The 19,893-nt window shown below is 71.4% G+C and carries 16 protein-coding genes; 9 read left to right on the forward strand and 7 right to left on the reverse strand.

Annotation, left to right across the window (positions count from 1 at the left end):
- The first annotated feature begins 14 nt into the window (after positions 1 to 14).
- Positions 15 to 2,228, forward strand: a complete 2,214-nt coding sequence (locus ACTMTI_RS09050; protein WP_441119462.1) for an MMPL family transporter — start codon at positions 15 to 17, stop codon at positions 2,226 to 2,228.
- Between the two features lie 56 nt (positions 2,229 to 2,284).
- Here the strand turns inward: ACTMTI_RS09050 and ACTMTI_RS09055 are convergent, their stop codons facing one another.
- From ACTMTI_RS09055 to ACTMTI_RS09070, 4 genes are all read right to left on the reverse strand, one after another.
- The gene (locus ACTMTI_RS09055; protein WP_441119464.1) at positions 2,285 to 2,776 is read right to left on the reverse strand and encodes a cupin domain-containing protein; all 492 of its coding nucleotides are present in this window, start codon (positions 2,774 to 2,776) and stop codon (positions 2,285 to 2,287) included.
- A 77-nt stretch (positions 2,777 to 2,853) separates the two neighbouring features.
- Positions 2,854 to 4,827 carry a protein kinase domain-containing protein gene (locus tag ACTMTI_RS09060; RefSeq protein ID WP_441119465.1) on the reverse strand — a complete coding sequence of 658 codons (1,974 nt, stop codon included), beginning with the start codon at positions 4,825 to 4,827 and terminating at the stop codon, positions 2,854 to 2,856.
- Between the two features lie 107 nt (positions 4,828 to 4,934).
- Positions 4,935 to 6,278: a serine/threonine-protein kinase gene (locus ACTMTI_RS09065; protein WP_441119467.1), complete on the reverse strand. Its 1,344-nt coding sequence runs from the start codon at positions 6,276 to 6,278 to the stop codon at positions 4,935 to 4,937.
- Positions 6,279 to 6,299: 21 nt separating this feature from the next.
- Entirely contained in the window at positions 6,300 to 7,109 is an 810-nt protein-coding gene (locus tag ACTMTI_RS09070) for a TIGR03619 family F420-dependent LLM class oxidoreductase (protein ID WP_441119468.1), read from the reverse strand.
- 87 nt (positions 7,110 to 7,196) lie between these two features.
- Here ACTMTI_RS09070 and ACTMTI_RS09075 point away from each other — a divergent pair, with 87 nt between their 5' ends.
- From ACTMTI_RS09075 to ACTMTI_RS09090, 4 genes are all read left to right on the forward strand, one after another.
- The gene (locus ACTMTI_RS09075) at positions 7,197 to 8,444 is read left to right on the forward strand and encodes an LLM class flavin-dependent oxidoreductase (RefSeq protein WP_441119470.1); all 1,248 of its coding nucleotides are present in this window, start codon (positions 7,197 to 7,199) and stop codon (positions 8,442 to 8,444) included.
- Positions 8,441 to 9,298 carry a TIGR03619 family F420-dependent LLM class oxidoreductase gene (locus ACTMTI_RS09080; protein WP_441119472.1) on the forward strand — a complete coding sequence of 286 codons (858 nt, stop codon included), beginning with the start codon at positions 8,441 to 8,443 and terminating at the stop codon, positions 9,296 to 9,298. Before ACTMTI_RS09075 ends, ACTMTI_RS09080 begins: the two co-directional genes overlap by 4 nt.
- A gap of 80 nt (positions 9,299 to 9,378) precedes the next feature.
- A complete protein-coding gene (locus tag ACTMTI_RS09085; RefSeq protein WP_441119473.1) occupies positions 9,379 to 10,188 on the forward strand; it encodes a HipA family kinase in 810 nt (269 codons plus the stop codon).
- Positions 10,185 to 10,562, forward strand: a complete 378-nt coding sequence (locus ACTMTI_RS09090; RefSeq protein ID WP_441119474.1) for a DUF3037 domain-containing protein — start codon at positions 10,185 to 10,187, stop codon at positions 10,560 to 10,562. Before ACTMTI_RS09085 ends, ACTMTI_RS09090 begins: the two co-directional genes overlap by 4 nt.
- A gap of 8 nt (positions 10,563 to 10,570) precedes the next feature.
- Here ACTMTI_RS09090 and ACTMTI_RS09095 read toward each other — a convergent pair whose 3' ends face one another.
- Both ACTMTI_RS09095 and ACTMTI_RS09100 read right to left on the reverse strand, forming a co-directional pair.
- Positions 10,571 to 11,413, reverse strand: a complete 843-nt coding sequence (locus ACTMTI_RS09095) for a GNAT family N-acetyltransferase (protein ID WP_441119553.1) — start codon at positions 11,411 to 11,413, stop codon at positions 10,571 to 10,573.
- Positions 11,414 to 11,485: 72 nt separating this feature from the next.
- On the reverse strand, positions 11,486 to 13,084 hold the full coding sequence (locus ACTMTI_RS09100) for an alpha/beta hydrolase (RefSeq protein ID WP_441119476.1): 1,599 nt from the start codon (positions 13,082 to 13,084) through the stop codon (positions 11,486 to 11,488).
- 181 nt (positions 13,085 to 13,265) lie between these two features.
- Here ACTMTI_RS09100 and ACTMTI_RS09105 point away from each other — a divergent pair, with 181 nt between their 5' ends.
- Both ACTMTI_RS09105 and ACTMTI_RS09110 read left to right on the forward strand, forming a co-directional pair.
- Complete coding sequence (locus ACTMTI_RS09105; protein ID WP_441119478.1) at positions 13,266 to 14,009, forward strand: ABC transporter permease; 744 nt, start codon at positions 13,266 to 13,268, stop codon at positions 14,007 to 14,009.
- A 162-nt stretch (positions 14,010 to 14,171) separates the two neighbouring features.
- Positions 14,172 to 15,992, forward strand: a complete 1,821-nt coding sequence (locus ACTMTI_RS09110; protein WP_441119479.1) for a cytochrome c oxidase assembly protein — start codon at positions 14,172 to 14,174, stop codon at positions 15,990 to 15,992.
- A 12-nt stretch (positions 15,993 to 16,004) separates the two neighbouring features.
- Here the strand turns inward: ACTMTI_RS09110 and ACTMTI_RS09115 are convergent, their stop codons facing one another.
- Positions 16,005 to 17,066 carry a trypsin-like serine peptidase gene (locus tag ACTMTI_RS09115; RefSeq protein ID WP_441119481.1) on the reverse strand — a complete coding sequence of 354 codons (1,062 nt, stop codon included), beginning with the start codon at positions 17,064 to 17,066 and terminating at the stop codon, positions 16,005 to 16,007.
- Between the two features lie 328 nt (positions 17,067 to 17,394).
- Between ACTMTI_RS09115 and dxr the strand changes: the two genes are divergently transcribed.
- Positions 17,395 to 18,585 (forward strand): 1-deoxy-D-xylulose-5-phosphate reductoisomerase, encoded by a 1,191-nt coding sequence (gene dxr, locus ACTMTI_RS09120; RefSeq protein ID WP_441119482.1) that lies wholly within the window; start codon positions 17,395 to 17,397, stop codon positions 18,583 to 18,585.
- Positions 18,586 to 18,624: 39 nt separating this feature from the next.
- Positions 18,625 to 19,788 (forward strand): flavodoxin-dependent (E)-4-hydroxy-3-methylbut-2-enyl-diphosphate synthase, encoded by a 1,164-nt coding sequence (ispG, locus tag ACTMTI_RS09125; RefSeq protein WP_441119483.1) that lies wholly within the window; start codon positions 18,625 to 18,627, stop codon positions 19,786 to 19,788.
- The last annotated feature ends 105 nt before the right edge of the window (positions 19,789 to 19,893 follow it).

Consider the following 19,893-nt stretch of genomic DNA (forward strand, 5'->3'; position numbering starts at 1 on the left):
TCGGGGGCTGAGCGATGACGCGGTTACTGGGACGGCTGGGCGGCTGGTGCGCCCGCCACGGGAAGATCGTGCTGCTGGTATGGGTGGTCGCGGCCGCCGGCCTGATGGGCTCCAGCCTCGTGTTCGCCAGCCCCACCAGCAACGACGCCAGCATCCCCGGGACCGACACCCAGCGCGCGCACGACCTCATGAAGCAGGGCTTCGGGGCCGGATACGACCAGGGCGGCAGCCTGCAACTCGTCCTCTACTCCGCCGACGCCCCGCTCATGGAGGACAAGCGCAAGAAGGCCGTGGAGGAGGCCGTCGCCCGGCTGCGTACGATGCCGCACGTCGTACAGGTGGACCCGCCGTACCGGGAGGGCGGCATCTCCGCCAACCTGCGGATCGGCCTCATCACCGTCCGCCTGCAGGGCCACGACACCACCGAACTGGCCGAGACCACCCAGGCGCTGTCGAAGGCCGCGGACCCGGCGCGGGCCGCCGGGGTGGAAGTGGTGCCCGCCGACAGCTCCACCCCCGCCGACAAGGAGATCAAGACCGGCCCCAGCGAGATCATCGGGGTGGCGTGCGCGCTGCTGGTGCTGGTGTTCGCGTTCGGGACGCTGGTGGCCGCCCTGATCCCGATCCTGGCCGCGCTCATCAGCGTCGCGACGGGGCTGGGCGTGATCGGCCTGCTCGGATGGGTGGTGGACATGCCCAAGCAGGCCGGGATCATGGCCACCATGATCGGGCTCGGTGTGGGCATCGACTACGCGCTGTTCCTGCTGTCCCGCCATCGCAAACTGCTGGCCGACGGGGTGCCGGTCGTGGAGTCCGTACGGCGTACCGTGGCGAGCTCGGGCGGCGCCGTCGTCTTCGCCGGCGGCACGGTGATCATCGCGTTGAGCGCGCTCCTGCTGGCCGGTTTCCCGCTGCTGGCCACGCTCGGCTGGGTCACCGGCATCTCGGTCGTCGCCGCCGTGCTGACCTCGATCACGCTCGTCCCCGCCATGCTCGGGCTGCTCGGGCACCGCGTCAACGCCCTCAAGGTCCCGCTCCTGCGCGGCGCGGGCTCGTCCGGCTCCGGCTGGGCGGGACTCGGGGCGTGGGTGGCGCGCCGCCCGTGGCGGGTGCTGCTCGGCAGCGTGGTCGTGCTGGGCGCGCTGGCCGCGCCCGCGCTCGCGCTGAAGCTGGGGCCGCTCGACGAGGGGTACGGCGCCCAGGGCTCGGAATCCCGGCGTGCGTACGAGCTGATGGACACCGGCTTCGGCCCCGGAGCCAACGGCCCGCTGATCGTGGTCGCCGAGCTGCCCGCGAAGGTCACCGGCGCGACGGACCCGATCGTGGCCGAGCTCAGCCGCGAGGTGGCCGCGGTGGACGGCGTCGCGCACGTCGGCGCCCCCAAGGTGAACGACTCCGGCCGCGCGGTGCTGCTGCAGACCGTCACCGACTACGCCCCCAGCGACCTGCGGGCCGCCGACGTGGTCAGGGACATCAGGGCGATCTCGGTGCCGGGCGTCGACGTGCACGTCGGCGGCAAGGTCGCGGGGATGGCCGACGCCGGGGACCGCATGGCCGAGCGCACCCCGCTCGTCATCGGCGTGGTGGTGCTGCTCAGTGCCCTGCTCCTGCTGTTCGCCTTCCGCGCGCCGGTCGTCGCGATCAAGGCCGCGGTGATGAATCTGGTCTCGCTGGGGGCCGCTTTCGGGGCGCTCGCGCTGGTGTTCTCGATCGGGCTGGGCAGCGGGCTGGTGGGCATGGACGCGCCGGCGAACTCCTCCACCCTGGAGGCGATCTTCTTCTCGGTGCCGATCGAGAGCTACGTGCCGCTGATGCTCTTCGCGGTGCTGTTCGGGCTGTCGATGGACTACGAGGTGTTCCTGCTGACGGCGGTGCGGCAGGCGTACGCGCGGCATGGGGACAACGCGCGGGCGGTGGCGGAGGGGCTCGGCTCGACGGGCCGGGTCATCACGTCCGCCGCGCTCATCATGGTGGCCGTCTTCGTGGCGTTCATCGCCTACCCGGACCCGATGGTGAAGACGTTCGGGGTGGGGCTGGCGGTGGCGATCGCGGTGGACGCCACGATCATCCGCGGCTTCCTCGTGCCCGCCACGATGGTGCTGCTCGGGCGGCTGAACTGGTGGTGCCCGCGCTGGCTGGACCGGCTGCTGCCGAACCTGTCGGTGGAGGGCCACGAGGAGGAGGATCCCGCTCCGCGGCGTCCCGAGCCCGTCAAGCTGGGCGTCTAGCGCACGGGCGCGGGCTCCTCAGCGTTCCCAGGGTTTCCGGCGTCGCCGGCCGAGCATCAGACCATGTACTGGTCGTGGCGCAGGTACACCTCGGTCCACTCCTCGGGGGTGAGCTGCCGGCCGGAGTTGGCGATGTCGGCGAGCTCCTCGAAGTAGCCCTCCCGGGGCGCGCCCGGGGTGAACAGGATGAGCATCGAGGCAGGCTCGCCGGACTCGTTGCGGAAGGCGTGCACGCCGCCCTCCGGCACGAACAGGAAGTCGCCCGGCTTGCCCTCGGCCCACTTCTCGCCGTTGTAGAGCCGGATGGTGCCGGACAGCACGTAGAACGACTCGGTCATGGTCCGGTGGAAGTGCGCGCCGGGGCCCGAGGGGCGCGGGCCCATTTCCCACCGGTACAGGCCGAACGCGCCGTTCGTCGAGCCACCCGTGCCGAGGTAGTGCACCTGTGTTCCGCTGGCTATCGACAGGTCGGGCGGCATGTCGGCGGTGCGCAGGACGCCGCTGTTCTCGCCGGTCTCGCCCAGATAGCGGGGCTCAGGGTAGGACATTCCGACTCCTCTGATTTATGACGAAAAGTTAGAATATCCACGGCCCCGCACGCCGAAGCTCGCAGCGCGCGGAGCGGCTACTCCCCCGAGATCGGGCCCGTCGGCGTTTCCGCGGGCTCGCCGGGGTCGGGGCTCGGCCGACCCTCCAGTCCGACGACGATCATGACCGCGGCGCCCGGCTGCGCGCAGGTGCCCGGCTGGAGGCTCTGGCTGAGGATCGTGCCCACTCGCGACTCGTCCTCCACGACCTGACCGCGGGACCGTACCGAGAACCCGGCGGCGGTCAGCGCCGCCCGACCCTCCGCCCGGGTCTGGCCGACGACGGACGGCACGGTGGCGCCCGTACGGGCCACCGTCAGCGCCACCGGGGTGCCGCCCGCGACCCGCCGGCCCGCCTGCGGCTGCGTGCTGAGCACCTGCCCGTCCGGCTGGTCGGAGCAGGACCGGGTGACCGTGCCGACGGCGAGTCCCGCACTGGCCAGTGCGGCCTCGGCGGCCTTGCGCTGGAGTCCGGCGACCGACGGGACGGCCAGCCCGGCGGAGACCTGCAGCGCGACCGTCGTGCCCTTGGACACGACGGCCCCGAAGGCGGGTTTGCTGCTCAGCACCTGCCCGATCTTCTGCGGCGAGTCGAGCTGAGCGACAGCTCCGGGCAGCAACCCGGCCCGCTTGAGTGCCTTGATCGCCGCAGCCCGATCCAGGCCGGCCACCTGCGGGATCGGGACCGTCACCGGCCGCACCACCGGAGGGTCGGCGGCAGGTTCGCGCGTTTCCTGCGTTTCCTTCGGCTTGGTCGAGGACGGCTTCTTCACAAAGGGCTTGGACGCCACCGGCTCCGACTGCTCGGGCGCGGGCGGCCCGGCCGCCTGGGACGCCTGGCCGGTCCTGTTGAGCGCGGGCACGAGCACGGTGACCAGCACGGCGGCGGTCACGAGCAGGGCCGCGCAGACCGCGATGGCCGCCCGGGGCCAGCCGGCACGTCCCGGATCGGACGTCTGCCCGCCGTCTCCAGGGCCGGACGCCAGGGCACGTCCCGCAGGCCCGGACGCCGGGGCACGTCCCGCAGGCCCGGACGCCTCGGTGGGTCGTCCCACCGGCAGCACGTACCCGCCGGGCGCTCCCGTGGCCTCGGGTGCGGCGACGGGGAGTGAGGGCTCGGGCTCGGCGACGGGGAGCCGGGGCTCGGGCGTCAGCGCCGGCGGGACCCGCAGGATGTGCGGCGGGGGCGTGCCGAGCACCTCGGCCGGCACCTCGTCGGACTCTCCCAGCAGCGCGAACAGCAGCTCCCTGCTGCTCGGCCGGTTCCGCGCGTCCTTGTCCAGGCAGGCCTCGACCAGCGTCCGCAGCCGCCCCTCCAGGCGGCCGAGCTCCGGCGGCGCGGTCAGGATGCGGTGCAGCACCGGCGCCACCGAGTCCTGCCCGAACGGCGCCGACGCGTTCGCCGCGAAGCACATCGTCGCGCCCCACGAGAACACGTCGGCCTTCCCCGTGACGGCTGACGCCGTGATCTGCTCGGGCGCCATGTACGCGGGCGTGCCCACCCCGCGCCCGCTGACCGTGGCCGCCGCGTCCAGCGCCCTGGCCAGGCCGAAGTCGATCACGCGTGGCCCGTCCGGCCCCAGTAGCACGTTCTGCGGCTTGAAGTCCCGGTGCACGATGCCCGCGCGGTGGATCGCCACGATCGCCGTCGCGGTGCTGACCGCCAGCCGCTCCAGCGCGCCGCCGCGCCGCGGCCCGGTGAGCGCGACCTCTCTCTGCAGCGAAGGGCCGTCGACGTACTCGCTCACGATGTACGGCCGCCCGTCGTCGAACCCGGCGTCGATCACCTGAGCCGTGCAGAACCTCGCGACATGCTTGGCCAGCTCGACTTCCCGCAGGAACGCGGCCCGCTCGTCCCCCACCGGCCCATGCAGCAGCTTGACCGCATAGGTCTCCCCGCCCCTCGAACCGAGGAACACCGTGCCTTGACCGCCCTCACCCAGGCGCCCGGAAAGGTGGTACTCGCCGAGTCGCTGCGGGTCCCCCGTTCTGAGCGGCTGCGCCGTTGGCACGTGGCGCCTCCCCTCGCCGCCACCCCATTCTTGTTCTCTACTGAAAGCAACGGGTCGCCATCAGTCAACGGTTCAGGGCAATCGCCGCCTGACCGTGACACAGCCGGTCAAGAAGTACGGGTTACCGTGCCGGAATACGTCACTTCTTCCTTACCGTCGCGCGTTACCTTGATGACCATCTGGTGCGTAAAGGAAGTCGGGAACATCCGGAGCGTCCCCGGATAGCACTCATCCCCCTCGACCTGATCGAGCCTGAAGATCATCTCGCCATCGGCCCGCCCGAGCCGCCCGGAACAGTGCAGATCCGCTCCCCAGCGCATCCCCCCGCCCTCGGATCCCAGGCGAAGCTCGACCGGGAACACCCGGTTGGCGCTGAGGTGCTCGGCCGACCCCGTCCACGTCCCCTCCAGCCCAGGACTCTGCGCCCCGCGCAGCCAGAACACGAAGCCGGCCACCCCCATGACCAGCCCGAGCACCGCCACCACGACCTGCCACGCCCGCACCCGCCGCCGCTCGGCGGGCGCGGTCCGGGTGACGGTGGGAAAGCTCGTCGTCGGATCGGGGTCCGTGATGACCAGCGCGGAACCCTTGGCAGCGGGCCGTCCGATGGCGGCCATCGCGCCGGACGACAGCACGTCGTCGCCCACCGCGTCCTGCCCCAGCAGCCGGCGCAGCACCTCCTCGGCATCCGGCCGCTCCCCCGGCTCCGGCGCCAGGCACGCCTCCACGATCTCCCGCAGCCGCCCGCTCAGCCCGCCCAGGTCGGGCTTCGCGTACAGGATCCTGGCCAGGACCTCCTGATAGGTGTCCGCCGTGTACGAGTGCCGCCCCGTGGCGGTGTACGCGACCGTCAGCCCCCACGCCCACAGGTCGGCGGGCGGCCCGGCGGTTTCGCCCTTGATGCGCTCGGGTGACAGGTAGGCCGGGGTCCCGACGGGCATCTGGCCGGTGGTGACGGTGGCGGTGTTCACCAGCCGGGACACCCCGAAGTCGATCACTCGTGGCCCGTCGAGCCCGAGCAGCACGTTGCCCGGCTTGAAGTCCCGGTGCACGACCCCGGCCCGGTGGATGGCGCCCAGCGCGGTGGCGGTGCCGATGGCCAGGCGCTCGAGCGAACCGCCCAGCCGCGGCCCCTTGGCGATGACGTGCTCACGCAGCGACGGGCCCTCGACGTACTCGCTCACCAGGTAGGGCCGGTCGCCTTCGAGGTCGGCGTCGAGCAACTGGGCCGTGCAGAACGCCGCGACCCTGCGTACCGCCTCGACCTCTCCTAGGAACCTGCGCCGCACGGCGGGGTCGCTGGACAGGGTGGCGTGCAGGAGCTTGATCGCGACCTGCGCCCCCTGCGGGGAGTGGCCGAGGTAGACGACGCCCTGGCCGCCCGCGCCGAGCCTGCGCGTCACCCGGTAGGCCCCCAACTGGCGCGGGTCATCGACACGTAGCTCGGACATATCCCGGCATTATGCCGTTCCTTAGATCAGCGCGGCGTAATCATCGAGGATCGGCAGCACGACGTCGGCCGGGCCGCTGGGCAGGGTGGCCACCGCCTCCTCGATGCCGAGGCCGCCGAAGTAGTCGAGCTTCTCCCTGGTCGGCCGGGTGCCGAACGGGATGACGCGGGCCATCGGCCGCCCCGCCTTCTCGCACGCCTCGCGCAACGCCGGGAGCGCCGCCTTGATGCCGGCGCCGCCGATCGGCATCCAGCCGTCGGCGTATTCGGCGACGTGGGCGAACAGCTTGGGCCCCGCGGCCCCGCCCATGTACACGGGCAGCGCGTGCCGCGGCTTCGGCCACGACCAGGACGGCTCGAACCCGTCGAAGGCGGCGACCTCGTCCCGCCAGAGCGCCTGCATGGCCAGCACGTTGCGCCGGGCGATGTCGCGGCGGCGGGCGTACGGGACGCCGTGGTTCTCGATCTCCTCGACGTTCCAGCCGAAGCCGACGCCGACCACGACGCGCCCGCCCGAGAGGTGGTCGAGCGTGGCGATGGCCTTGGCCGTCACGATGGGGTCGCGCTGGGCGGCGAGCAGGACGCCGGTGCCGACGCGCAGCCGCCGGGTCGCGGCGGCGGCGAAGGAGAGGGCGACGAGGGGGTCGAGGGTGCGCTTGTACTCCTCGGGCAGTTCCTCCTGCCCGGCCGCGGGCGGCGTACGGCGCGAGATCGGGATGTGGGTGTGTTCCGGCACGTAGAGCGCGTCGAAGCCGCGCTCCTCGGCCGCGACCGCCAGCTCGTGGACGGGCATGGACAGATCCGTGGCGAACATCGTGACGCCCAGCCTCATGCGCCCTCCTCATCGTCAACCAAGCGATTGCTCGGCTAAGATTTCCAGAGTACCTTGCAGAGGAACCGTCCGCGGAAAGAGGTCCCGGTGAAGTTTTCTATCTTCCTGAATCCACAGATTCCAGGCTCTGGATACGCGGCAGAGGAGAACGCCAAGGCCAAACGCCCCATCGGGCGCGACACGGAGTCGTACCAGAATCTGCTGCACGAGGTGCGGGAGATAGCCGTTCACGCCGACCAGCTCGGGTTCGACGCGCTGATGATGACCGAGCACCACTTCCATTCGGAGGGCATGGAGTTCTCGGTCAATCCGCTGATGGTCCTCACCGACCTCGCCGCCCGTACCGAGCGGATCCTGCTCGCCCCGCTCGGCCTGGTGCTGCCCGCCTGGGACCCGATCAGGGCCGCCGAAGACGTGGCGCTGCTCGACCAGTTCTGCAAGGGACGGCTGCGGCTGGGCGTGGCGCGCGGCTACCAGAACCGCTGGATGAACGTCCTGGGCCAGCGCTGGCACGCGGCCGCCGCCCGCTCGGACGGCTCGGCGTCCGACACGCGCAACTTCGACGTCTTCGGCGAAGTACTGAAGATCATGAAGCTGGCGTGGACCCAGGAGACCCTGCGCTACAAGTCCGACGTGCTGGACTACTCCGTGCCCTATCCGTACGACGGGATCGAGGGCTGGCCCGCCCAGGACTGGACGCGGACCTTCGGCGCGCCCGCGGAACTGGACGAGGACGGCAAGGTGGTGTCCGTGTCGGTCTGCCCACGGCCCTACCAGAACCCGCATCCGGAGCTGTGGCAGCCGTTCACGATCTCCGACCGGTCCGTCATCAGGGCCGCGCAGGAGGACATCCTGCCGTGGATGTTCACCCCCAATCCGGATGACCACGCCGCCAAGGCCAAGCTGTACCAGGAGGAGTCCGCCAAGCAGGGCCGGCACTACAAGCTGGGCGAGCACACCGGCATCCTCAAGATCGTCGGGATCGGGGACACCACCGAGCAGGCGATCAACACCTTCGGCCGCAGCATCCCCAAGGACTTCGCCGCCTTCTTCGGCCCGTTCGGGTATCTGGAGGTGCTGCGGAAGAAGGAGGACGAGAAGCACAAGCCCATCTCCCCCGAGAAGGGCGACGCCAAGCGGATGAACGACGTGGAGATGGCGCTGTTCGGCACGCCCGACGACGTCAAGCGCGGCATCCAGCGGATGCTCGACCGGATGCCGGACCTGGAGTGGTTCGGGCTCTACATGCAGGGACAGCAGGGTGTGCTGCCGCTCGACACGGTCAAGCGCAACCTGGAGCTGTTCGCCACCAAGGTCGCCCCGGAGTTCCGGTGAAGATCTGGCTGGCGGCCTCGTTCGTCGACACCGATCAGTTCCTGGAGCTGGCGCGGGCGGCCGAGCGGTGCGGGTTCGAGACGCTGACGCTGTCCGACCATCTCTTCTACGCCGACTTCGCCACGCCGTACCCCTACTCGAAGTCGGGGCGGCCGCGCTGGGACGCGCGTACGCACTGGCCCGACGTGTGGGTGACGATCGCGGCCATGGCGGCGGTCACCACGACGCTGCGCTTCTCCCCGAACGTCTACATCGCGCCCGCCCGCGACCTGTTCACCGTGGCCAAGCAGGTGTCCACGGCGGCGGTGCTGTCGCGGGAGCGGGTGACGTTCGGGGTGGGCGTGGGGTGGTGCAAGGAGGAGTTCACCGGCACGGGACAGGACTTCCACACGCGCGGGCGGCGGCTGGACGCGATGCTGCCGACGCTGCGCTCACTCTGGGCGGGCGAGACGGTCGCCCTGGACGGCCTCCCACCCCTGTCGATCTCGCCGACCCCGTCCGGGCGCATCCCGGTGTACGTGGGCGGCGACAGCGAGGCGGCACTGCGGCGGGCGGCCCGGCTGGGCGACGGCTGGATCGGCAACCGCATCTACACCGAGGAGCAGCTCGACCCGGTCCTGGACACGCTGCGCCGGGAGCTGGACGGCAGAGAGATCGACATCATCGCCCCGCTGGCCGTGCTCCCGGACGCCGACGCCTACCGCCGCTTCGCCACCAAGGGCGTCACCGGTACGCTCGCCGCCCCGTGGTGGCTGGCCACCCCCGAGGAGAAGACCCGGTACGGCGAGGGCACGCTGGAGCTCAAGATCGCCACCATGGAGCGCTTCGCGGAGGAGGTCATCGCGAAGCTGTGAACCCTTGGCCGGACCCGGTAAGAGCCCCGTCCGGTGGCCCGTTGGAAGAGGGCGGTGTGATCGGGCGATAGCCTCGTGTCGTGCTGGATAAGATCGCAGCCACCCGCTATGTGACCCCCCTGCGAGAGGGCGGGTCGCTGCCCGGCGTCGTCGAGGCCGACGATCTGGGCACGTACGTGGTGAAGTTCCGGGAGGCGGGCCAGGGCCGCCGCGTGCTCGTCGCCGAGATCATCGCCGGCGAGCTGGGCCGCCGCCTCGGGCTCAAGACGCCCGAGCTCAAGCTCATCGACGTGGACCCGCAGCTCGGCAACCGCGAACCGGACGAGGAGGTCCAGGACCTGCTCAAGGCCAGCACGGGCCTCAACCTGGCGGTGGACTTCCTGCCCGGAGCGCTGGGGTTCGAGCCGCTGGCCTGGGTGGCCGATCCGGTGTTCGCGGCCAGAGTGGTGTGGTTCGACGGTCTCATCCACAACATCGACCGGAGCTGGCGCAACCCCAACCTGCTGATCTGGCACCGCGACACCTGGCTGATCGACCACGGCGCGGCGCTGTGGTTCCACCACAACTGGCGCACCGCCGACCCCCAGCGCCCGTTCGACGCCGGCGACCACGTGCTCGCACCATACGCGGGCGACGTGGCGGCCGCCGGAGCCGAGCTGGCCGGGAGGATCACCCGCGAGCTGCTGGAGACCGTGACGGCGCTGGTGCCCGACGAGTGGCTGGACGGGGAGGCGGGGTTCGACTCGGTGCGGGCCGTGCGGGAGGCGTACGTCGACCATCTGATGCGGCGGGCGCACGGGCCGCGCGAGTGGCTGGTGCGCGGCGAGCAGCGGGCCGAGCGGTCCGGGCCGGGGTCCGTCGGCGAGTTCTGGCGGGGAGGCGGCCGGTGACCAGGGACGTGTACGAGTACGCGATCATCCGCGTGGTGCCCAGGGTGGAGCGGGGCGAGCAGATCAACGCGGGCGTGCTCCTCTACTGCCAGCCGCGCGGCTACCTGTGCGCGCGGGTGGAGCTCGATCCGGCCCGGCTGCGCGCGCTCGACCCCGGTGCCGACGTCGACGCGGTCCGCCGGGCGCTCAGCGCGTACGAGCTGGCCTGCGGCGACAAGCCGGGACCTCTGGAGTCGGAGCCGCTCGGCGGCAGGTTCCGCTGGCTGACGGCGCCGCGCAGCACGATCGTGCAGGCCGGTCCGGTGCACGCGGGCCTGACCGCCGATCCGGCCACGGAACTGGCCAGGTTGTTCGACAAGCTCGTGCGCGTCTAGCCCGGCCGTCAGAACAGCACGGACATGAAGGTGTCGACCTCGACGAAGCCCACCTTGCGGTAGACGGCGCGCGCCGGGCGGTTGTAGTCGTTGACGTACAACGTGACCATCGGGGCGAAGCACTCCATCGCCGCCTCCACGACGGCGGCCATGCCCGCCGCGGCGTGCCCCCTGCCGCGCGCCTCGGGATCGACCCACACGCCCTGGATCTGGCAGGCCTGCGGCGTGACGGCCCCGATCTCCGCCTTGAACACGACCCGCCCGTCGTCGATGCGCGCGTAGGACCGGCCGATCCTGATCAGCTCGGCGACCCTGGTGCGGTAGAGCGCGCCGCCGTCGCCGAGGTTGGGCGAGACGCCGACTTCCTCGGTGAACATGGCCACGCACGCCGGCAGCAGGATGTCGAACTCCTCCGGGCGCACCCGGCGCACCAGCGGATCGGCGGCCACCTGCGGCTTGCGCGAGGTGGCCATGACCGGCTGCGCCCAGCGGATCGCCCGCGCCCGGCCCCAATGCGGCTCCAGCCGCTCCCACAGCAGGGAGACCGCGTCGGCCGGGCCCACGATGGACGAGCAGCGCCGCCCCTGCTTGCGGGCACGGTCAGCGAACGCGTAGACCGCCTCCGGACCAGCGCTGACCGGCACCATGTTGGCCCCGGCGTAACAGAGTGACACGAGATCACCGCGCGGCCCGAATCCCCACATCTGCCCGCCGAGTCGCGCCGGGTTGAGTCCGACGGCCCGCACTCTGGAGGAAACGAAGACATTCGCGACCGGATCGGTGTCCAGCAGGGCGAGAACCTCGTCCCGGTCGCTGTCGTCAAGCACGCGCGACGCCGATGTACGCAGCATCACATGGTCAGACTACGCGAAGGGCTACCGATTGGCTCATCCCGCGAAGCCGACGGTAACCCTTTCTTGACGTCATCTCCTCCCGATGAGCCCCAGCACCCCCAGAATCCCGAGAAGATGGTGGCCCTCTCGCGCCGCCATGTGCGCCGCCGGACGGGGCTGGGGCAGCGCCGCGCAGGCCACGTCACGCGCCGGCAGAGACCCGTCCATCAGGTACGCCGCCAGCCGCCGGTCCACGCACCGGTTGCCCACCAGCGACACGCCGTGGTTGCCGCCCTCGTCCACCACCATGCGAGCGGCCGGGAAGTGCCTGCGCATCTCCAAAGCCCCCTCGTACGGCGTCGCGGCGTCGCCGCGGGACTGGAGCATGAGGATCGGCGGCAGCTTCGGCGACCCGTGCACCTGGACCGGCGTGCCTCCCTGGACCCGCCAGAACGCGCACGGGGCGTTGTACCAGGCGTTCGACCAGGTCATGAACGGTGCTTGACGATGCATCGTGGTCATGTCGGCCCGCCACCTGTCCCACTGGCGCGGCCACTTCGCGTCGCGGCACTGGACGCCCAGGTAGACGGCGTAGTTGTTCTCGTCATGGGCGTCCTGCTCGGCGTGCTTGTGGTACATGTCGATCAGCCGGTCGGCCTGGCCCGCCCGCACGTACGAGGACCACGCCTGGGCGAACGCGGGCCAGACCCGGTCGCTGTAGCCGGCGACGGTGAAGATGTCATCGAGCTCGCTCGGGCCCACGACGCCGCCGGCCGGCCGGGACCGCAGCCGGTGGCGCATCGCGTAGTAGGCGAACGACGTCTGCTTGGGGGTGGCGCCCAGCTTGTAGACGGAGTTGTGCCGGGCCGTCCAGGCGAGAAAGAGGCGGTGCCGGCGCTCGAAGGAGCCGTCCTGCTTGAGGTTGGACTCGTACCAGACGCCGGTCGGGTCCACTGAGCTGTCCATGACGAGCCGCTTGACCCGCTGCGGGAAGAGCGTGGCGTAGACGGCTCCCAGGTAGGTGCCGTACGAGTAGCCCAGGTAGCTGATCTGCTCCTCGCCGAGTGCCGCGCGGATCGTTTCCATGTCCCTGGCGGAGTTCTCGGTGGTGAGGTGCGGCAGCAGCCACGCCCAGTAGTTGCCGCAGTTGGCGGCGTACTCGGCGGCCCTGCCGAGCAGCACCCTCTCCTCGCCCGCCCCGCGCGGCACGGCGTCCGGGCGCGGCGGCTTGTAGTAGACGCCGGGGTCGACGCAGTGCATCGACGGCTCGCTGCCGCCGACGCCGCGCGGATCGAACCCCACGATGTCGTAGCGCTCACTCACCTTGGCGGGCAGCTGCGCGGCCACGTACTCCGTCAGGTTCCGTCCGGACGCTCCGGGGCCGCCCGGATTGACCAGGAGCGTGCCGAGGTGGTTGGCGTCCCTGGGCACCTTGGCCCTGATCCGGTTGATGGCCACCTTGATCGAATGACCCAAGGGTTCGCGGTAGTCGAGCGGCACGCGTACGGTGGCGCACTCGAGGTTCGCGGACACGGCCTTCCCCTCCACCCGGGGGCAGGCCCCCCAGACCACGGGTTCCCTCGTGGCCGGCATTCCCGTGGCGCCACCCGCCACCGCCACACCGTCCGCACTCGCGACCCCGGCGACGAGCACCGCGATACCGGCGACAACCCCCACTAGCCGCTTCACCCGTTCCCCTTCCATGTCATAGGCCTTGCGATAATGCCGTGAGTGATGGAGTCGTGACGCTGGGTATGGGAAAGGCTTGCCAACTTGTAATGGGGCCATTGCAGCGCGTAGGCCACCGTGGGGACCCCGCCCATAGCGCCGCTGAGCCGGCGAGGTGGCAGCGCCGGAGGAGACTACTTCCATGCGCGCGTCTTCGTTGATCTCCCTCACGCCATGGCTGCCGGTCGTTCTGCTCCTGCTGGTCGCGCTCGGCTCCGTGGTGGCCTGGGCCGGACGGTTAGGCCATGACAAGGCCGTGCTGACCGCCTGTCTCAGGGCGGCCCTGCAGCTCGGTGCCGTGTCCGTGGTGATCGCCTGGGTCGTGGCCTATCCGGCGGCGAGCGCGGGATTCATCCTGCTGATGTACGGCGTCGCCGCCTTCACCGCGGGGCGGCGCATCGCCGTCGGCCGGAACATGTGGTGGGCCGGGGTGCCGATCGCGGCGGGCACCGCGCCGGCGCTGGCCCTCCTCGTGACGAGCGGAGTGGTCTCCACGGACGGTGTCGTCATCATCCCGATCGCCGGGATCCTGCTGGGCGGCTGCCTGACGGCCACGACGCTGGCGGGCAGGCGGGCGCTGGACGAGCTGACCCAGCGCAAGGGGGAAGTGGAGGCGGCCCTGGCCCTGGGGTTCGGCCCGCGGGATGCCGCGCTGGAGATCTGCCGTCCCGCTGCCGCTCAGGCGCTGGTGCCCGCGCTGGACCAGACCAGGACCGTGGGGCTGGTCACTCTGCCGGGGGCGTTCGTGGGCATGCTGCTCGGCGGGGCGAGCCCGATCGAGGCGGGGGTCGTGCAGCTCGTGGTGCTGGTGGGCCTGCTGGCCGCCGAGGCCGTGGCGATCCTCGTGACCGTGGAACTCGCCGCCCGCGGCCGTTTCACCCGCTAGCCCGCGTTCACTCCGAGCCGGGCGGCTGTGCCGAAGCTCTGTGTCATGCCGGCTCCGCGCAGGAGTGAACCGGACCGGCGCGACCGGCGTATCCCCGTACATGCGATGCGGGACGGCGCCGGCAGCGCCCTTCGACCGTGGCGTGCTCGCCGTGGCCTCGACATGAGGGCGCCGGCCTTCGCGGTCGCCGCCGTCGCCGTGGGTGTGGCGGTGCTGGTGGCAGCCCTCCGCTTCGGCGGCGGCATCATCGAAACGGAGATAGCCGGGCTGCCCAGCGCGGGACCGATCACCGACTGGGGGCTGCCGCTTGTCCGATTCTGTCTTGACCTGTGCGCGGTCGCCTGCCTGGGAACGCTGCTGGCCGCCGTGGTCCTCGCACCGCCCCGGTCCCCCGAGGCGGCCGCCTGCACGCGCGCGGCGGGCTGGTGGGCGCTCGGCCTGGCGGCCAGTGCCGCACTGAGCTACCTGCTGACCGTGTCGAGCATCATCCCGATGCCGCTGGTGGACCTGCTCGCCTTTCCCGACATGCTGAGCTTCGGCGCGGCCATCCCGCAGACTCAGGCCCTGCTGTCGGTGCTGGCCCTCGCCACCGCGCTGGTGCTGCTCACGCTGCTGCCCGGCGTGCCCGGCTGGATGCGGCTGGCCACGGCCGCCTTCGCGCTCCTGCCGCCCGCCTACGTGGGCCACGCGGCTTCGGGCGGCGATCACGACATCGCGGTCTCGGCCCTGATCTCCCACCTGCTGGCGGTATCCGCCTGGGTCGGCGGCCTGCTCGCCGTACTCGTCCATTTCCGCCGTTCCGATCACCTGGCGGTGGTGCTGCCCAGGTTCAGCACGATCGCCCTGTGCTGCTTCGCGGCGGTGGCCTTCTCCGGCCTGGCCGGCGCCTGGGTACGGCTCAACACGCCCGCGGAACTCTGGCAGACCTCCTACGGCCTGCTCCTGCTGGCCAAGACCGCCGTGCTGGGAGTGCTCGCCTGGTTCGGCCGGAACCACCGCCGCCGTACGGTCTCGGGAGTCGCCGAGCGGAGCGTGCGCCACACCTTCATCCGGCTGGCGGCGGGCGAGGTGATCGTGATGGTGGCGGCGATGGGCCTGGCCGTCGGTCTGTCGCACACGCCGCCGCCCGTCGGCGGCGGCCACGGGGAAACGGCGCTGGGCTACGAACTCGCCCCGTTCAGCCTCGTCGCCCTGATCGCCGAGTTCCGTCTGGATCCGACGATCCTGCTGCTCCTGGCGCTGCCCGCGATCGGCTATCTGGCCGGCGTGCGCAGGCTCGCCCACTGGCCGGCGGGCCGCACGCTCGCCTGGTACGCAGGCCTGGCACTGACGGCGCTGGTCCTGCTCGGCGGCGTCGGCGGCTACGCCCGCGCGATGCCGTCCGTCCAGGCCCTCCAGCACGTCGTGCTCTCCGTCGTCGCCCCCATCCTGCTGTGCCTGGGCGCCCCCTTCACCCTTGCCCGCAAAGCCACCACCGCCGCCTCCCAGTACGGCGACCTGGGCTCGTGGAGCCCCGCCTGGCGCGTCCTCGCCCATCCCACCTTCCTGCTGGCCGCCTGCACGCTGCCGGGCCTCCTGCTGTACGGGGCGCCCTGGCTGTCCTGGTCCCTGTCCAGCTGGGCCGCCCACCTGGTCACCGAGCTCGTCTTCCTCGGCCTCGGCCTGCTGGTCTTCAGCGTGGTGACGGGCGCGGACCCGCTGCCCCGCCCGTTCGCGCCGGCGGCCCGCGCCTGGCTGCTCGCCGTGGTCACCGTGGTCCAGCTCGGACTGGGCGCCGTCCTGCTGCTCGGGCCGCCTGTCGCGGCCGGCTGGTTCTCTCTGGCGGCTCCGGCGGCCGGCGTGGCCGACGTCCTCGCCGACCAGCGCCTGGCGGGGGCCGTCTTCATGATCCTCCCGCTGCCGCCGCTCGGCCTGCTGGCCGTACGGCTGGCCCGGCTGAGGCAGCCCGCCCCCGCCCGTTTACGAACCGATCCGGCCACTTAGCCGCCGTCCACATCAGGCGCGTTCTGCCGTACTGAAGAGGGTCTTGACGGCGTCGCCGAAGTACGGGCCGTACATGGTGCGCGGGTCGTCGCTGTATTTGAAGCTGCTCAGTGACGTGATCGTGCCCTTGCCCGTGGCCGCGTCGAACGTCGTCATCCAGGGGCCGCCGCTGGAACCCGCCGTCATGTCGCAGCTCAGGCCCTGGTCGCGAGTCTGGCCGTACGGGTCGGCGGTCAGCCGTCCCGCGCAGTAGACCAGGTCACCGCCGTCGTACGGCGGGTCGGCGGGGTAGCCGAAGCCGAACGCCTGGCCGCCGCGCGGGGTGTTGAAGGCGATCTCCTGCGCGCCCACGACGTCGGCGACGTGCCTGCCGCGGGAGGTGGCCAGCGCCACCATGGCCACGTCGTAGTCGTCGTTGCTCTCGCGTGACCACGGTTCGGCGACGAACATGCGGCGGGCGGCGTACCGGCCGTACGGCTCCGCGCCGCCCGTGCCGTAGCCCGGGACGAACGTCCAGTTCGCGGCCCACTCGCCCGCGCCGTCCTTGACGCAGTGTCCCGCGGTGACCACGACATCCCGGTTGGCGCTCCTGATCGTGCTCGCCGAGCAGACGAAGTCGGCGCCGCCCACCGTCAGGAACACCCGCCCGGTGGTCCTGGCCACGGCGCCGCCGCCGGCCCAGCGCGAGCCGACCGTGTTCGTCGCCGGCCGGGCCGCCGCCTGCCGGCGCGGCTCGGGGAGCTTCGATGCGCCCGCCAGGTCAGGCGTGGCACGCAGGCCCACGCGCCCGGTCAGGCCGCTCAGCAGGCCGTCGCCGGTCGTCACGAGGTCGAGCAGGCCGATCGGCAGGGCCCTCGCCATCCGCTCCCGCGTCCAGTAGTCGAGCACGCGCCGCTGCTCGGCGGCGGTGCGGGCGGCCACGTGCTCGACGATCTCGGTGTGCTCGGTCGCGTGGACGGGTGCGGCGGTGGGCCGGTCGGCCTGCAGCGGGCCAGGGGCCGCACCGATGAGGGCGGGGCCCAGCAGCCCCGCCAGAAGCGGAGCGGCCGCAAGCAGGGGGGTGCTCAAGCTCATGCCCCCCGAGTGTGCACCACGAGCTGTGTCCTTGCGGCTACTTTCGGTGAATTACCCAGCCGTCGTACGGCACCGCCGCCGGATAGTCGAATGCGCGGCCCGCCGGGAGCGGGGCGGCGGTGCGGTGCATTATGTACCTCCCGAAACCGGACCCTGGGGGGTGGAAGGTAGCCGCAGCAATATGCAGAATTCTCGAGATTTGCGCACGCCGATATGGCGATATTCCGACGTAAATGGGCTCTCTTATCTCGCGCCACATAAGTGAGAGAATTTTGGTACACCCGCCACCACGTGCCCAGGCGCTCCCCGCAACGGGGACAATGGACGAGTGCATGTAGAGACCCTCCGCTCCGTCGTCGTGCTCGGCTCCACCGGATCGATCGGCACCCAGGCCCTCGATGTCATCGCCGCCAACCCGGGCGGCTTCAAGGTCGCGGCGCTGGCGGCCGGGGGCGGCAGGGTCGACTTGCTGGCCAGGCAGGCGGCCGAGTCCGGGGCCGAGGCGGTGGCGGTGGCCGACGCGGCCGCCGTACCGGCGTTGCGGGAGGCGCTGGCCGCGCACGGCGCCCGGCCGGTCGTGCTCGGCGGCCCCGAAGGGGTCGCGGAAGTGGCGGCGTGGCCGTGCGACACGGTGCTCAACGGCATCACCGGCGCGCTCGGGCTGACCTCCACGCTGGTCGCGCTGGAGGCGGGCAGGACGCTCGCGCTGGCCAACAAGGAGTCTCTGATCATCGGGGGCCCGCTGGTGAAGCGGCTGGCCAAGCCCGGGCAACTGCTGCCGGTCGACTCCGAGCACTCGGCGCTGCAGCAGTGCCTGTGGGCCTCGGGACCGGACGGTTACGACCCCGCCGGCGTCCGGCGGCTCGTGGTGACCGCCAGCGGAGGGCCGTTCAGGGGGATGAAGCGCGAGGAGATGGCCGAGGTCACGCCCGAGATGGCGCTGGCCCACCCCACCTGGTCCATGGGCCCGGTGATCACGATCAACTCGGCGACGCTGGTCAACAAGGGGCTGGAGGTGATCGAGGCGCACCTGCTGTTCGACCTGGACTTCGACCGGATCGAGGTGGTGGTGCACCCGCAGTCGATCATCCACTCCATGGTCGAATACGTCGACGGCTCCACCATCGCCCAGGCCAGCCCGCCCGACATGCGGCTGCCGATCGCGCTGGCGCTCGGCCACCCGCGCCGCATCCCCGGCGCCGCCCAGGCCATCGACTGGACCAAGGCGCACACGTGGACGTTCGAGCCGCTGGACGACGTGGCGTTCCCCGCGGTCGCGCTGGCCCGGCACGTCGGCAGCGAGGGCGGCACCGCGCCGGCCGTCTACAACGCGGCCAACGAAGCCTGCCTGGATGCGTTCATGCGGGGCGAGTTGCCGTTCCTGGCGATCGTCGACACCGTCGCCAAGGTGGTGGAGGAGCACCAGGTCACCCCCGCCGACTCCGTGGAAGAGGTGCTCGCGGCGGACGCGTGGGCCCGCGCCCGTGCGGCCGAGCTCACAACCGGGCAGTCCCGCTAGCTACCTAGACTGGAAACCGTCGTCACAGTAAGGGTTGAAATGTCATCTGTAGCTCTCGGCATCCCGACAGTACGCTCCAAGCCGCTCGCCGAACGCCGGCACTCTCGCCAGATCATGGTCGGCAGCGTGCCCGTGGGCGGCGACGCGCCCGTCTCGGTGCAGTCGATGACGACCACGGTGACCGCCGACATCAACGCCACGTTGCAGCAGATCGCGGAGCTGACGGCGTCGGGTTGCCAGATCGTACGCGTCGCGGTGCCGTCCCAGGACGACGCCGACGCGCTGCCGATCATCGCGAAGAAGTCGCAGATCCCGGTCATCGCGGACATCCACTTCCAGCCGAAATACGTGTTCGCGGCCATCGAGGCGGGGTGCGCGGCCGTCCGCGTCAACCCCGGCAACATCAAGAAGTTCGATGACAAGGTAGGCGAGATCGCCAAGGCGGCCGCCGAGCATGGCGTGCCGATCAGGATCGGTGTCAACGCCGGGTCGCTCGACCCGCGCCTGCTGCAGAAATACGGCAAGGCCACGCCCGAGGCGCTGGTGGAGTCGGCGTTGTGGGAGTGCTCGCTGTTCGAGGAGCACGGGTTCCGCGACATCAAGATCTCCGTCAAGCACAACGACCCCGTCGTGATGATCAACGCGTACCGGCTGCTGGCCGCCAAGTGCGACTACCCCCTGCACCTGGGTGTGACCGAGGCGGGGCCGGCGTTCCAGGGGACGATCAAGTCGGCCGTGGCATTCGGCGCGCTGCTGGCCGAGGGCATCGGCGACACGATCAGGGTCTCGCTGTCGGCGCCTCCCGTGGAGGAGGTCAAGGTCGGCGCCCAGATCCTGGAGTCGCTGGGGTTGCGGGAGCGGGGGCTGGAGATCGTGTCCTGCCCGTCGTGCGGGCGCGCCCAGGTCGACGTCTACACGCTGGCCGAGCAGGTCCAGGCCGGGCTGGAGGGGCTCAAGGTCCCGCTGCGCGTGGCCGTGATGGGCTGCGTCGTCAACGGGCCCGGCGAGGCCCGGGAGGCCGACCTCGGCGTCGCCTCGGGCAACGGCAAGGGGCAGATCTTCGTCAAGGGCGAGGTCATCAAGACCGTGCCCGAGTCCCAGATCGTGGAGACGCTGATCGAGGAGGCGCTGCGGCTGGCCGAGGAGATGGGCGTCGAGGTCGACCTCGACGACGACTCCGGCCCCGTGGTCACGGTGAGCTGAGGGCTTCTGGGCGAGCGTTGATTCTCGCCCAGACCTATCCCCAGATGTCGGAGGCCGGCAGGGCCCATAGCCGGTCGCCGAACGATAGGCGGCGCTCTCCTGTAT

It is taken from the genome of Nonomuraea sp. H19 (assembly GCF_052068215.1).
Classification (GTDB): Bacteria; Actinomycetota; Actinomycetes; order Streptosporangiales; family Streptosporangiaceae; genus Nonomuraea.